The sequence below is a fragment of the Actinoplanes sp. NPDC051475 genome (genome assembly GCF_040689425.1).
Classification (GTDB): domain Bacteria; phylum Actinomycetota; class Actinomycetes; order Mycobacteriales; family Micromonosporaceae; genus Actinoplanes.
Map to the genome: position 1 here is coordinate 19,204 of NZ_JBFAZZ010000016.1, position 12,340 is coordinate 31,543.

12 protein-coding genes are annotated in these 12,340 nt (G+C 72.5%); 9 read left to right on the plus strand and 3 right to left on the minus strand.

Annotated elements, in window-relative coordinates; all coding sequences use genetic code 11:
- Window positions 1-265 precede the first annotated feature (265 nt).
- The 6 genes from AB0368_RS29000 to AB0368_RS29025 all read left to right on the plus strand — a co-directional run bounded on the left by AB0368_RS29000 (window position 266) and on the right by AB0368_RS29025 (window position 6,899).
- A complete protein-coding gene (locus AB0368_RS29000) occupies window positions 266-2,023 on the plus strand; it encodes a S8 family serine peptidase (protein WP_366157166.1) in 1,758 nt (585 codons plus the stop codon).
- A gap of 73 nt (window positions 2,024-2,096) precedes the next feature.
- Complete coding sequence (locus AB0368_RS29005) at window positions 2,097-4,535, plus strand: EAL domain-containing protein (RefSeq protein WP_366157167.1); 2,439 nt, start codon at window positions 2,097-2,099, stop codon at window positions 4,533-4,535.
- A 29-nt stretch (window positions 4,536-4,564) separates the two neighbouring features.
- Window positions 4,565-5,020 carry a hypothetical protein gene (locus AB0368_RS29010; RefSeq protein ID WP_366157168.1) on the plus strand — a complete coding sequence of 152 codons (456 nt, stop codon included), beginning with the start codon at window positions 4,565-4,567 and terminating at the stop codon, window positions 5,018-5,020.
- Window positions 5,017-6,249 carry a divalent metal cation transporter gene (locus AB0368_RS29015; RefSeq protein WP_366157169.1) on the plus strand — a complete coding sequence of 411 codons (1,233 nt, stop codon included), beginning with the start codon at window positions 5,017-5,019 and terminating at the stop codon, window positions 6,247-6,249. The genes AB0368_RS29010 and AB0368_RS29015 overlap by 4 nt, the downstream gene beginning before the upstream one ends.
- Before the next feature lies 1 nt (window position 6,250).
- Entirely contained in the window at window positions 6,251-6,622 is a 372-nt protein-coding gene (locus AB0368_RS29020; protein WP_366157170.1) for a hypothetical protein, read from the plus strand.
- Window positions 6,612-6,899: a hypothetical protein gene (locus tag AB0368_RS29025; RefSeq protein ID WP_366157171.1), complete on the plus strand. Its 288-nt coding sequence runs from the start codon at window positions 6,612-6,614 to the stop codon at window positions 6,897-6,899. The genes AB0368_RS29020 and AB0368_RS29025 overlap by 11 nt, the downstream gene beginning before the upstream one ends.
- 58 nt (window positions 6,900-6,957) lie before the next feature.
- Here AB0368_RS29025 and AB0368_RS29030 read toward each other — a convergent pair whose 3' ends face one another.
- Window positions 6,958-7,092 (minus strand): hypothetical protein, encoded by a 135-nt coding sequence (locus tag AB0368_RS29030; RefSeq protein ID WP_366157172.1) that lies wholly within the window; start codon window positions 7,090-7,092, stop codon window positions 6,958-6,960.
- On the opposite strand from AB0368_RS29030, the gene AB0368_RS29035 reads away from it, so the two are divergent.
- Window positions 7,091-8,779 carry a DUF1996 domain-containing protein gene (locus AB0368_RS29035; RefSeq protein ID WP_366157173.1) on the plus strand — a complete coding sequence of 563 codons (1,689 nt, stop codon included), beginning with the start codon at window positions 7,091-7,093 and terminating at the stop codon, window positions 8,777-8,779. The genes AB0368_RS29030 and AB0368_RS29035 overlap by 2 nt on opposite strands.
- 55 nt (window positions 8,780-8,834) lie before the next feature.
- A complete protein-coding gene (locus tag AB0368_RS29040; RefSeq protein ID WP_366157174.1) occupies window positions 8,835-9,620 on the plus strand; it encodes a sulfite exporter TauE/SafE family protein in 786 nt (261 codons plus the stop codon).
- A gap of 5 nt (window positions 9,621-9,625) precedes the next feature.
- Here AB0368_RS29040 and AB0368_RS29045 read toward each other — a convergent pair whose 3' ends face one another.
- Entirely contained in the window at window positions 9,626-10,183 is a 558-nt protein-coding gene (locus tag AB0368_RS29045) for a hypothetical protein (protein ID WP_366157175.1), read from the minus strand.
- A gap of 46 nt (window positions 10,184-10,229) precedes the next feature.
- Between AB0368_RS29045 and AB0368_RS29050 the strand changes: the two genes are divergently transcribed.
- Entirely contained in the window at window positions 10,230-10,904 is a 675-nt protein-coding gene (locus tag AB0368_RS29050) for a response regulator transcription factor (protein WP_366157331.1), read from the plus strand.
- Window position 10,905: 1 nt separating this feature from the next.
- Here AB0368_RS29050 and AB0368_RS29055 read toward each other — a convergent pair whose 3' ends face one another.
- On the minus strand, window positions 10,906-12,261 hold the full coding sequence (locus tag AB0368_RS29055; RefSeq protein WP_366157176.1) for a HAMP domain-containing sensor histidine kinase: 1,356 nt from the start codon (window positions 12,259-12,261) through the stop codon (window positions 10,906-10,908).
- Window positions 12,262-12,340 lie beyond the last annotated feature (79 nt).

Below are 12,340 nucleotides of genomic sequence, written 5' to 3' on the forward strand. Positions count from 1 at the left end.
ACGCGGCCCGGCGCGCATCCTCGCCGGTCATGGAAGCACGAACCTATTCGGGTTCGAACCGGCGGGACACCGGCGAAATCGCCCTTTTTACCGCCAAGTCGGAACGAGTTGATCACCGATCGGAGGAGGCCGGGCGGCCCGGGTCTGCCCGGCGTGGAGATCAGCTCAAGAAGAGCTCAATCCGGTCCAGCGGCGGCGGCCCCGGACGATGTCGCGAACGAGGCGGCCCGGAGCAGGAAGGGCCCGTTCCCCGAGGAGCACCAAGGTGAGTCGAGCAGGACGTACGTGGCGGGCCGCCGCGATGCTGGCCGGTCCCCTGACCGCCGCCGGCCTCGTCGGCGTCGCGACGCCGGCCGGAGCGAGTACCGGCTCGGCCACGCCCGTCTCGGTCATCGTGCGTACCGGATCGGCGCAGGACTCGGCACGGGTGCAGGCGGCCGTCCGCGCCGCCGGGGGAACCGTCGACCGGCCTCTCGGCCTCATCTCCGGCTTCGCCGGGCACGTGCCGCCGGCGGCACTGCCGACCTTGCGGACCACGCCTGGCGTGACAGCGGTCACCGTCGACCGTGCGGTACGCCTCAAAGCGGACAAGTGGATCGACGACGGTGGAAAGAACGCGCCGGTCGAGGCCATCAAGAGGGCGGCCGGCGGCAAGAAGCAGGACAAGATCGTCGACACGGCGTCGCTGACCGGCGCGGGCATCGGCGTGGCCCTGATCGACTCCGGCATCGCGCCGATCCGGGGCCTGGACCAGCCGGACAAGGTGATCAACGGCCCGGACCTCTCCTTCGAGTCCCAGGTCCCCGGCCTCGCCAACCTGGACACGTACGGTCACGGCACCCACATGGCCGGCATCATCGCGGGCAGCGACCCGGCCACGCCGGCAGGGACGCCCCGCTTCGACGGACTGGCGCCCGGAGCGCACCTGATCAGCCTCAAAGTGGCCGCCGCGGACGGCGCCAGCGACGTCTCCCAGGTCATCGCGGCGATCGACTGGGTCGTCACGCACCGTGGTGACGCCGGGCTCAACATCCGGGTGCTGAACCTGTCCTTCGGTACGGACTCCGCTCAGGGCGCGACGCTGGATCCGCTCTCCTACGCGGTCGAGGCGGCATGGCGCAAGGGCATCGTCGTGGTGGTCTCGGTGGGCAACGACGGCGCCGCGGCGCCGCGGGTGACCATGCCGGCGGCGAATCCCTACGTCATCGCGGTGGGCGCCGCCGACGCAGCCGGCACGGACACACGGACCGACGACACCGTGGCTACGTTCAGCAGCCGGGGAAACACCAGCCGGCATGCCGACCTGCTCGCCACCGGGCGGTCCGTGGTGTCCCTGCGCAACCCCGGCTCGTACATCGACACCGAATTTCCGACAGCGCGCGTCGCCGACGCGGCGGGTAACGAACGGCTCTTCCGCGGCAGCGGCACCTCCCAGGCCGCCGCCGTCGTCTCCGGGTCGGTGGCGCTGCTGCTGCAGCAGCGCCCGTCGCTGACCCCCGACCAGGTCAAGAGCCTCCTCGTCCGGACCGCGGACCCGCTGGCCGGCGCGGATCCCGTCGCGGCCGGCGCCGGACAGCTCGACATCGCCGAGGCGGCGACCCTGTCCCCGGCCAAGGACTCGGCCCAGGCCTTCCCGCCCGCGACAGGGACGGGCTCGCTGGAAGGCTCTCGCGGCACGAACCACGTCGTCGACGGGCTCACCGGGACCTTGCTGCGCGGGGAGAAGGACATCTTCGGCGTCGCCTGGACCCCGAAGACGTGGGCGCCGGCGGCCAAGGACGGCAAGGCCTGGAAGGCCGGCGCCTGGAACGGATCGGTCTGGACCGGCGGCGCCTTCACCGGTACGTCCTGGGCGGCCAAGACGTGGAGCCCGGCACCGTGGACCGGAGTCAACTGGGCCGGACGGTCATGGACCGGTGCCGCCTGGGCGGGGCGTTCCTGGACCGGGCGGTCCTGGACGGGCCGCTCCTGGACGGCCGGCACCTGGTGCGGACGGTCCTGGACCGGCCGGAGCTGGACCTGACGATGGCCGGGTTTCCTCAAACCACCTCGAACGGCGCCGATAAAGGGTGAGTAGGCCGGCGAAGGAGACGCCCATGCGGTTGCGGTCGCCTCGCGTGGGCGCACTGACGGTGATCCTCGCCGCCCTCTGCCTGGCCGGGCAGGTGGCCTGGCTCACCGGCGACGTCCCTCCCGTCACCGATCAGCTCGTCACCCTCGTGGCCCTCACCGTCCTGTTCACGGTCTCGGACAAGTTCGTGGTGACCTTCCCGGTCCGGCGCGGCTCCCACAGCATCAGCTTCAGCGAGGTTCCGCTGGTGCTGGGGCTGGTCATGGTGCACCCGGTGCTGCTGGTCGCGGCGCGCCTGATCGGCGGGCTCGCCGGGCTGGTGGCCTTCCGCCGCCAGGGGGGCACCAAGCTGGCGTTCAACACCTGCCTCTACGCCACCCAGGCGACCGTGGCCGGCGCGGTGTTCCACCTCGCCGCCGGCGCGGCCGACCCCCTCGGACCGGTGGGATGGGTCGCGGCGTACGCGGCCACCTTCGCCACGGACCTGGTGTCCATCGTCCTGATCACCGCCGTCATCGCCATGCGGGACGACAGCCGGCAGTGGCGGGACCTGCTGCGCGCGGACATCCGCGACCTGCTCCAGCTGCCCCTGGTGGCGGTCACCACCACCATGGGCCTGGTGAGCGCGGTCGTGGTGCACGACCGGGCGCCCGCCGCCGTGCTTCTCGCCGTCCTCGCGTTCGCCATGTACCGGGTCTTCCAGCGCTACGCCCAGCAGACCCAGGGCCACGCCCAGGTGGAGGCGCTGTACGACTTCACCCAGGCGGTCACCGGCGCCCGGGACGCCACGGAGGTGGCCCGGGTGGCGCTCGGCCGCATCCGTGACCTGGTCCGCGCCGAGTCGGCCGAGCTGCTGCTACTGCAGGACGACAGCGCCGTACGCCTCCAGGTGGCCGGGCGCGACCGGTTCCGCAAGGAGTCCGTCGGCAGCACCGGCGACGAGTGGTGGCGTCCCACCGCCACCGGTACGCCGATCCTGCGCGACGACGCCATGGCGGTTCCCCTCGACCTCGACGACGTCACCGCGGTCCTGCTCGTGGCAGGGCGCATGGCCGAGCTGTCGGCCTTCACCACCGATCACCTCCGGCTGCTCCAGGCGCTGGCCCGCCACGCCGGAGTGGCCCTGCGCAACGCCCGGCTGGTGGAGGTGCTGCGGCACACCGGCCTGACCGACTCCCTGACCGAGCTGCCGAACCGGCGCCGGTTCGTCACCGACCTGCAGGAGGCGCTCGAGGTCGCGCGTGCCACGTCGCACCGGGTCAGCGTGCTCCTGCTCGCGCTCGACCGCTTCAAGGACATCAACGCGGGGCTGGGCCACGACGTCGGCGACCGGGTCCTGCAGGAGGTCGGCCGCCGCCTCCACGGCGAGCTCGGCGAGCACTACACGATCGCCCGCGTCGGCGGCGACGGGTTCGCGGTCCTGGTCGCGCATGCCGCCACGCCCGCGGACGTGCTGGCTGTGGCGCACCGGGTGCGCGGCGTGCTCGAGCGTCCCATCGACGTCGACGACATCGCCATCACCGCCCAGGCCAGCATCGGCGTGTCGTACGCCCCCGACCACGGCTACGACGCCGAGCGGCTGCTCCAGCGGGCCGACGTCGCGCTGCACGCCGCCAAGGACGCTCGCAGTGGCGTACGCATCTACCGGTCCGACGACGACCGGCACACCCCGCGCCGCCTGAGGATCATGGGCGCGCTCCGGGCCGCCGTCGAGAACGGCGCGCTGGACGTCGTGTACCAGCCGAAGATCTCGGCGTCCACGGGTGCGGTCGTCGGCGTCGAGGCGTTGAGCCGGTGGCAGCACGCCGACGGTCCCGTCTCCCCGGACGAGTTCATCCTGCTCGCCGAGCGGTCCGGGCTCATCGGTCAGCTGACCCTCAACGTCATGGACAAGGCCCTCGCCGCGTGCGCGACCTGGCGCGCAGCCGGGCACGACATCTCGATGGCCATCAACGTGTCGCCCCTCTCCCTCGCCGAGCCCGCCTTCGCCGACGATGTCGAGCAGGCGCTGGGCCGCCACCGGCTGCCGGCCGCCGCCCTGACCCTGGAGATCACCGAGGGTGCCGTCATGCAGGATCCGGCCCGCAGCATGATCACCCTGCACGCCCTGCACCGCCTCGGCGTGAAGCTCTCCATCGACGACTTCGGCACCGGGCACTCCTCGCTGGCCCGCCTCGCCGAGCTGCCGATCCACGAGGTGAAGATCGACAAGAGCTTCGTCCAGCGGCTCACCGTCGACCGGAGCAAGCGGGCCGTCACCGACGCCGCCCTGCACCTGGGCCGCGCCCTCGACCTGGTCGTCGTGGCCGAAGGCGTCGAGACCGAGAGCGACTACCGGTACCTGCGGGAGCACGGGTGCGACGTCATCCAGGGGTACTACATCGCCCGCCCGCTGCCCGAGCCGGACCTGACGGACTGGATGGCGACGTGGCGTCAGGACAAGGTCCTCGCGCGCGGCGCTTAAGACACGTTTGCCTTGGGCAAAGGTTGTCTGTGACAAGATCGGCCCGTCTGAGCGTCGCTGCCGCGGCCCTGCTGCTGTTCTGGGCAGGCGTTGCCTACCAGGTCGCCCAGCCGACGACACCGCAGGACTACCGGCGCACCCTGGTGCAGGTCGCCCAGGCCACCCATGACGCGGCCGGCACCGGCGCCCTCGTGGCCCGGCAGCAGACAGCCGGTCAGGTGTTCCCCACCTTCGCGGCCACCGCCTACGACGATGCGGCCGCTGCGCTGGCCGGTGCGGCGCACAAGCTCGCCGCCGAACCACCCCCGGACCCCGCAAGCACGGCGATGCGCGACCGGCTCGCCCCGCTGCTCCGGGACACCGTCAAGGATCTCGGCGACGCCACCACGGCCGCCGGCGACGACGAGCGGCGAGCCGCCGCCGGCCGGCTGGAGCGCAGCGCCGAGGAGCTCTCCGGGCTGCTGGAAGAATGGGGAGCGGCGTGAAGCGGGTCCTGGCCGTCGCCCTGGGCATCCTCACCGCCATTGGCGGCTTCGTCGACATCGGCGACATCGTCGCCAACGCGGAGGCCGGCGCCAGCTTCGGCATCGCCCACGCCTGGGTCCTGCTGGTCGGCGTGATCGGCATCTGCGCGTACGCCGAGATGAGCGGCCGGGTCACCACCGTCAGCGGCCGTCCCGTCTTCGACCTCGTCCGGGAACGCCTCGGCCCCCGCGTCGCCCTGGCGAACCTGGCCGGCTCGTTGCTCGTCACCGTCCTCACCCTCGGTGCGGAGCTCGGCGGCGTCGGGCTCGCGCTACAACTGGCCACCAGCGTGAACTACCTGCTGTGGGTGCCGGTCGTGGCCGTGGTGCTGTGGGTGGCACTGTGGCGCGTGAAGTTCGACGTACTGGAGAACGTCTTCGGACTCACCGGCCTCGTCCTGATCGTGTTCATCGTGGCCGCCGTCAAGCTCGGCCCCGACCCGGCAGAGCTGTGGCAGCAGGCGGCCCACCCCGGACCCACGGGCGGCGAGGACTGGGGCACCTACTGGTTCGTGGCCGTCGCCCTGTTCGCGTCCGCCCTGACTCCGTACGAGGTGTTCTTCTTCTCCTCGGGAGGTGTCGAGGAACGGTGGACCAGCAAGGATCTGGTCCGCTCCCGGGTCAACGTCTTCGTCGGCTTCCCGCTCGGCGGGCTGCTCGCCTTCGCGATCATGGTCACCTCGGCAACCGTGTTCCAGCCGCGGGAGGTGTCCGTCGACTCGCTGGCGCAGGTCGCCATGCCCGTCGCCCTCGCCGTGGGCAAGCTGGGGCTCGCCGCCGCGATCCTCGGGTTCTTCGCGGCCACCTTCGGCGCCGCCATGGAGACCGGCCTCTCGACGGCCTACACCGTCGCGCAGTACTTCGGCTGGGCGTGGGGCAAACTGCGCCGTCCCCGCCAGGCCGCCCGGTTCCACACCGTCCTCATCGTGGGCATCCTCGTCGGCGTGGCCGTGCTGATGACCACGATCGACCCGATCCAGCTCACCGAGTACACGCTCGTCTTCAGCGCCGTCGCCCTGCCCCTGACGTACCTGCCGATCCTGGTCGTGGCCAACGACCGCGGCTACCTCGGCGACCGCGTCAACGGGCGCCTCGCCAACGCCGTCGGCAGCGTCTACCTGGTCGTCGTGGTGGCCGCCGCGATCGCCGCGATACCGCTCATGCTCGTGACCCGGATGGGAGCCGGCTGACATGCTCATCGCCCTCGACCTGCTCGACCGGCAGATCCTCGACCGCGACGGCCGGCCCGTCGGCAAGGTCGACGACATCGAACTCGCCACCACCGGCGACGGCACGCCGTACGTCGCCGCGCTGCTCGTCGGCCAGCAGGCCCTCGGCGTGCGCATCGGCGGACGGCTCGGCTCCTGGATCGCCGGCACCGCCCGCCGGCTCGCCCCCGACGACCGCAAGCAACCGATGCGCATCCCGTACGACCTCGTCGCCACCGTCGACAGCGCGGTGAACCTCAGCGTCCGCCGCGAGCTGCTGCCCGACGCACCACTGGAGACGTGGCTGCGCGACCACCTCATCGACCGCATTCCGGGAGCCGACCATGCCGGCTGACGCACCACCACCCCCACGGGTCGGCGCCCTCATCGGCCGCGAGGTTCGCCACCGCGACGGCCACCCGCTCGGGCGCATCGCCGACCTGGAGACCAGTCGCGGCCCGGACGGCCTCGAGCGGATCACCGCGGCCATCGTCACCAGCGGCCGCTGGGGCCGCCTGCTCGGCTACGAACGCGACCAGCACACCGGTCCCTGGCTCCTCGAACAGCTCGCCCACTACGTCGTGCGCCGCCACACCCGGCGCATTCCGTGGCAGGAGCTGCGGGTTCCCTGATCGGCGCACCAATTCTTACCGTCCTCTGACGGTTGCCGGACGACCCGTCCGTACGCGCTCAGCCCGCCGTACCGCTGCCCGACGCCCCGACGCGGGTCGTCGACGCATCGACCGCAGGGAGGATCAGCGTGCGGACCACACCACGGCGAACAGCACTGCTGTCATCACGCAAGGCCAGGATCGCGACTGCCATGGCAGTGCTCGCCGCAAGCGGAGCTCTGACCGTCACCTTCGTGACCAGTGGCGGCAGGGGTACCGCGGACGCGGCCACCGAGCTGAACCAATTCGTTCCCATCGAATCCGTACGCCCCGACGCACCGCCACCCAAGGTCGGTGCAAAGGGCGCCAAGGGCCGGTTCGTCGTGGACTGCGGCACCAACGGCAACGGCAAGTTCAGCCCGGACAACCCGGTGGCCCAGCCGGGTATCAAGAACGGCGCCGAGCACGTGCACGACTTCGTGGGCAACCTCGCGATCACGGCGAACTCGTCGAACGCCGATCTCGACGCCTCGGGCACCACGTGCCGCAACGGCGACAAGTCGTCGTACTTCTGGCCCGTCGTCCGCATCGACAAGTCGGTCAGATCCTCGGCCGACACGCGGCGGGCGCTCGCCGCCACCACGCCCACGGTGGTGTGCCCGAGCGTGCGGGACCGGCTCCCCGCCGTACCGATGGGGGCATGGAATTCCGTGCGGGCCGGGCTCCGCTCCCTCGATCTGGCGACCGCCTGGGCCAACGACCGCATGGCCGCGAGCAAGGGTCGCATCGACGCGCGCGCCAACGAGTCGCTGCTGGCCTCGTTGCGCACGCGGCGAGCCCGTCTCATCAGGGCGCTCAGCGACAGCATCGCCGCCGCCGGAGGGGGCCGCACCGCCGGAATGGTGTCGCTCGTGGAGTGCGATGTGGACTACGACGGCATGCACGCCGCCATGCGCCACACCGCCGCCGAGGTCAAGGCCAAGCTGGCCGCCACGCCCCAGGTCCAATGCCCGGCGGTACGCGACAAGCTTCCCGCCGTCCCCGCTCAGGCGCTCGACGAGGTGAACCGGAACCTGGCGGACCTGGACCGGCAGCTCTCCGAGGCCAACGAGCGCCTGGTCACCTCACGCGGGCAGGGCGGCCCCGACTTCGTCGCCAACGCCGTTTTGGGGCCGCTCAAGGCCAAGCGCGTCGCGGTGCTCGACCGCATCGCGACCGCCATCGCCCGCCGCGGCGACCGGCCGCAGGGCCTCGAGGCGCTCGCACCGTGCACCGTGAGCGGACAGAACAGCGGCGGTCCGAACAGCGACGCGCCGAAGGCGCTGCCGGACCCGCAGGGCCCCAACCTCGAACTGCCGAACAACACCGGCGGCATCGTCCGGCCCGCCGCCGTGCTCATCGAGTACCGCGGCAACGCCACCAGCAAGGTGGTGCCCATGCCCAAGTTCCTCCGCGCGCTGACCGGCGATGCCAAGCCCACCAGCCGCGGCCCGGCCAACGCCCGCGCCGCCTGGACCTGCTCCGGCTTCGCCGACCGGCTCTCCGACCGGTACCCGATCTGCCCGGCCGGCAGCAAGGTGCAGCGCGTGCACGACTTCCCCGGCTGCTGGGACGGCAAGAACATCGACAGCGCCAACCACCGCAGCCATGTCGCGTTCGCCGACAAGACCACCGGCGCCTGCCCGGCGAACTTCGTGGCGATCCCCCAACTCCGAGTCACCATCTCCTACGCCATCCCCCGCGACGTTCAGGTCAGGGGCCAGTACGCGCTGGACTCGTTCCCCGAGGAGGACCACAACCCCTTCTCCGACCACGACGACTTCGTCAACGTCAACGCCGCCCGCACGATGCAGCGGATCGCCGCCTGCATCAACACGGGCAGGGTGTGCGGGGGCAGATAGCCCGTTTCGCCCGGGGGCCGGCGGGCCCGGTCCCCGGGAGGGCGATCATGGGGTGGTGGTGGAGGCGCTGGCGATCCTGACCGCGGGGTTCTGGGCGGGAATGATCAACGTGGTGGTCGGGTCGGGGACGCTCGTGACCTTCCCGACGCTGGTGCTGTTCGGGTACCCGCCGCTGGTCGCCAACGTGTCCAACAACATCGGCCTGGTCGGCGGCGGCATCACCGGCACCTTCGGCTACCGCCGCGAGCTGGTCGCGCACCGGCGCGAGGTGCGCAGCCTGCTGCCGGCGGCGTTGCTCGGCGGCGTCACCGGCGCGGTCCTGCTGCTCGTCCTGCCGGACGACGCCTTCAGGATGATCGTCCCCGCGCTGATCGCGATCGGCCTGGGCATGGTGGTGTGGAGGCCGGCCCTGCAGCGGCGCGCCGCCCGCGGACGGGAGACCACCACGGACTCCGGCCGCCTGTCGACGCTGTCCCGGCCCCGGCTCGGCACCGTCCTCGGCGGCGTCTACCTGCTCGGCATCTACGGCGGGTATTTCGGTGCCGCGCAGGGCGTGCTGATCGTCGGCCTGATGAGCGTGCTGACGTCCGAGGACCTCCAGTCGGTCACCGCGCTGAAGAACCTGCTCACCACGGGCGTGAACGCGATCGCCGCCGTGACCTTCCTGATCGTCTCGCCCGGGTCGGCCGACTGGACGGCGGTGCTGCTCATCGCGGCCGGCGCGACCCTCGGCGGGGTCGTCGGGGCCCGGTTCGGCCGCCGGTTACCGCCGCTGCTGCTGCGCTCGCTGATCGTGGTCATCGGTGTCGCGGCGCTCCTGCGCCTGCTGATCGCCGGATGACCCGCTCAGCCGCCGTACTCCTCGACGATCTGCGCCCCCGGCCCGTCGTCCCAGTACGCCGTGACGACCGACGCGTGCGAGGGCCCGGCGAGCCGTACGACGACCAGCGTGTTGCTGCGCCGGGTCATGCTCGCCACGTACCCCGGCAGGGGCTCGGTGTCGACCACGTCGATCCGGGTCGGCGAGTACGCGACGATCACGTCGCCACCCTCGGCGTTGACCCGGTAGCGCGGACGCCGATCCGGCGCGGACGGCGACGGGCTCGCCGACGGGGTGGCCGACGGCGACCGCGAAGGCGCCGGCCGGCTGCGCGCCGGGGTGGACGGCGCCCGGGTGGGCCGGGACGACGTGCGGCTGGGTTTCGGCTTGGGCGCCGCGGGCGTCGGCGTGGCGTCGGGCAGTCCGAAGCGGACCTCGGTGTACCGGCGGTTGACGTCGATCGCGACCGGCGCCTCGTCCGTGATCGCGGGCGCGATGCCGACGCGGACCCCGAGCCATGACACGGTGACGGCCGCGGCGGCAGCGGTCAGCCACGCGACGATGAATCTCCAGCTCCGGCCCATGATTACATTCTGCCTTAACGATCGATAGATTATGACGATGGCTCACGTGCTGGTGATCGAGGACGACCGCGATGTCCGGGAGGCCATCGACCGCTCACTGTCGGTTACCGGGCATGTCGTACGGCTGTGTGCTGACGCGCTCGACGGGCTCCGGGAGCTGGCGAGCTCGCGTCCCGACGTGGTGGTCCTGGACCTCAACCTCCCCGACCTCGACGGTGCCACGGTGCTGCGGCGGATCCGGGCCACCTCCGCGGTACCGGTCGTCGTCGCGACGGCCCGCGGTGCGGAGAGCGAGATGATCCGCCTGCTGCGCGCGGGCGCGGACGACTACGTGGTCAAGCCGTACTCCGCCGAGCAGCTCGAGGCGCGGATCGCGGCGGTGCTGCGCCGCGGCGCCGGGCCGAGTACCGCCACGCTGACCGTGGGCGGCCTGGTGCTCGATCAGGAGGCGCGCACCGTGTCGCTCGACGGCGCAGCCCTGCAGCTGTCCCGGCTCGAGTTCGATCTGCTGGCGTACCTGATGCAGCGGGCCGGCAAGGTGGTCACCCGGCGCCAGGTGCTCGACGACGTCTGGTGCTCGGAGAGCCGCTCGCTGGAGACCGTCGACGTCCACGTCACGTGGCTGCGCCGCAAGCTGGGCGAGCGGGCCGCGGCGCCGCGCTACCTGCACACCCTGCGCGGGGTGGGCATCCGGCTGTCCGCGCCGGAGGACGCGGGCTGAGTCACCGCCGGGCGTGCGCACCGCCGAGCCTCTGCCATAGTCGCGGGCGGCGTTGCGCCGGCGGCGGGGCGTCCTCGCCGGCCACGCCGAGGGTCAGGACGACGCGAGCGCCGCCCAGCTCGCTGCGGCCGACGGTGAGCCGGCCGCCGGTGTCGGCGGCGAGGCGCCGGGCGATGTCCAGGCCGAGCCCGGTGGAGTCGGCGTCGCTGGCGCCGCGGGACACGGCCGCCTCGGGGTCGCGGAAGCCCGGGCCGGCGTCGTCCACCGTGACCGCGGCCCCGTCGGGTCCCTGCTGCACGGACACCCGGCAGGCGGCCGTCTCCGGGGTGTGGTGGAAGACGTTGCCCAGCAGTACGTCCAGCGCCTCGGCGACCATCGAGAAGGCGGCCGGCACGGTGATGCCGGCGGGTGGCGGCTCGGCCTGCCAGGGCCGGCCCTGATCCTCGGCGAGGGCGCCCCAGAATCCCGTCCGGTCGGTCACGACGGCACCCAGGTCGCAGCGGAGCCGCGGGCGCGCCGACAGGGGGCGGGCCGCCTCCACGATCACCGCGTTGATCTCGTTCTCGAGCCGGTCCACCACCCGCAGCTGGCGGTCGCGGTCGGCGCCGGCGGGCAGCGCCTCGGTGTTCAGCCGCAGCGCCGTCAGCGGCACCCGGAGCCGGTGCGACAGGTTCGCGGCCAGGGCCCGCTCGGTGGCCAGCAGCTCGGCGAACCGGTCGGCGAGGATATTGAGCGCGCCGCCGACCTCCTCGATCTCCCGGGGGCCGCTCGGCCGGACCCGGGCGTGCAGGCTGCCCGCCCCGAGGCTGGTGGCCGTCCGGGCGAGATCCCCGCTGGCGCGCACCACCCGGGCGGCGAGCCGGTCCGCCAGGAACGTCGAGACCCCGACCAGGACGATCGCCTCGCCGATGAGCACGAGCCACGCCAGGCCGACGCCCGCCCGCAGCGAGGTCGACGGCACGTATACCTCGATCACCGCGATGAGCCCCTCGGGCAGTGCCACCGGGCGCAGGTACGCCCGTCCCCCGGCCACGTCGACCGTGCCGGCGCTCTGCTCCTGCCGTACGTGAATGATCGCGCCGTTGGCGACCCGGGTGGTCCCCACCGTGCCCAGCGTGGGCAGGTGGGCCGCGAGCCTCCCCTGCTGTCCCGCCTCCGTACTCATGATCGAGTTGAGGACGAGGTCGCGGTCCGTGGCGACCACCACCACGGCCGACAGGCCGAGGGCCTGCCGTTCCGCCTCGCGCAGCGCGCGATCCTTGGCCGCCGACTGCACGAGCAGCGCCAGCGGGATGACGAACGCCAGGGCCACCAGCGTCGTCACCGCGAGGGCGACGCGAACGTAACTGCGTCTCATTCCAGGAGCACCGCCGGTCGAAAGATCAAGTGCCGACCATAGCGGCCGGGGACGGCCCGCGCCCACCGCGGATCCGTCC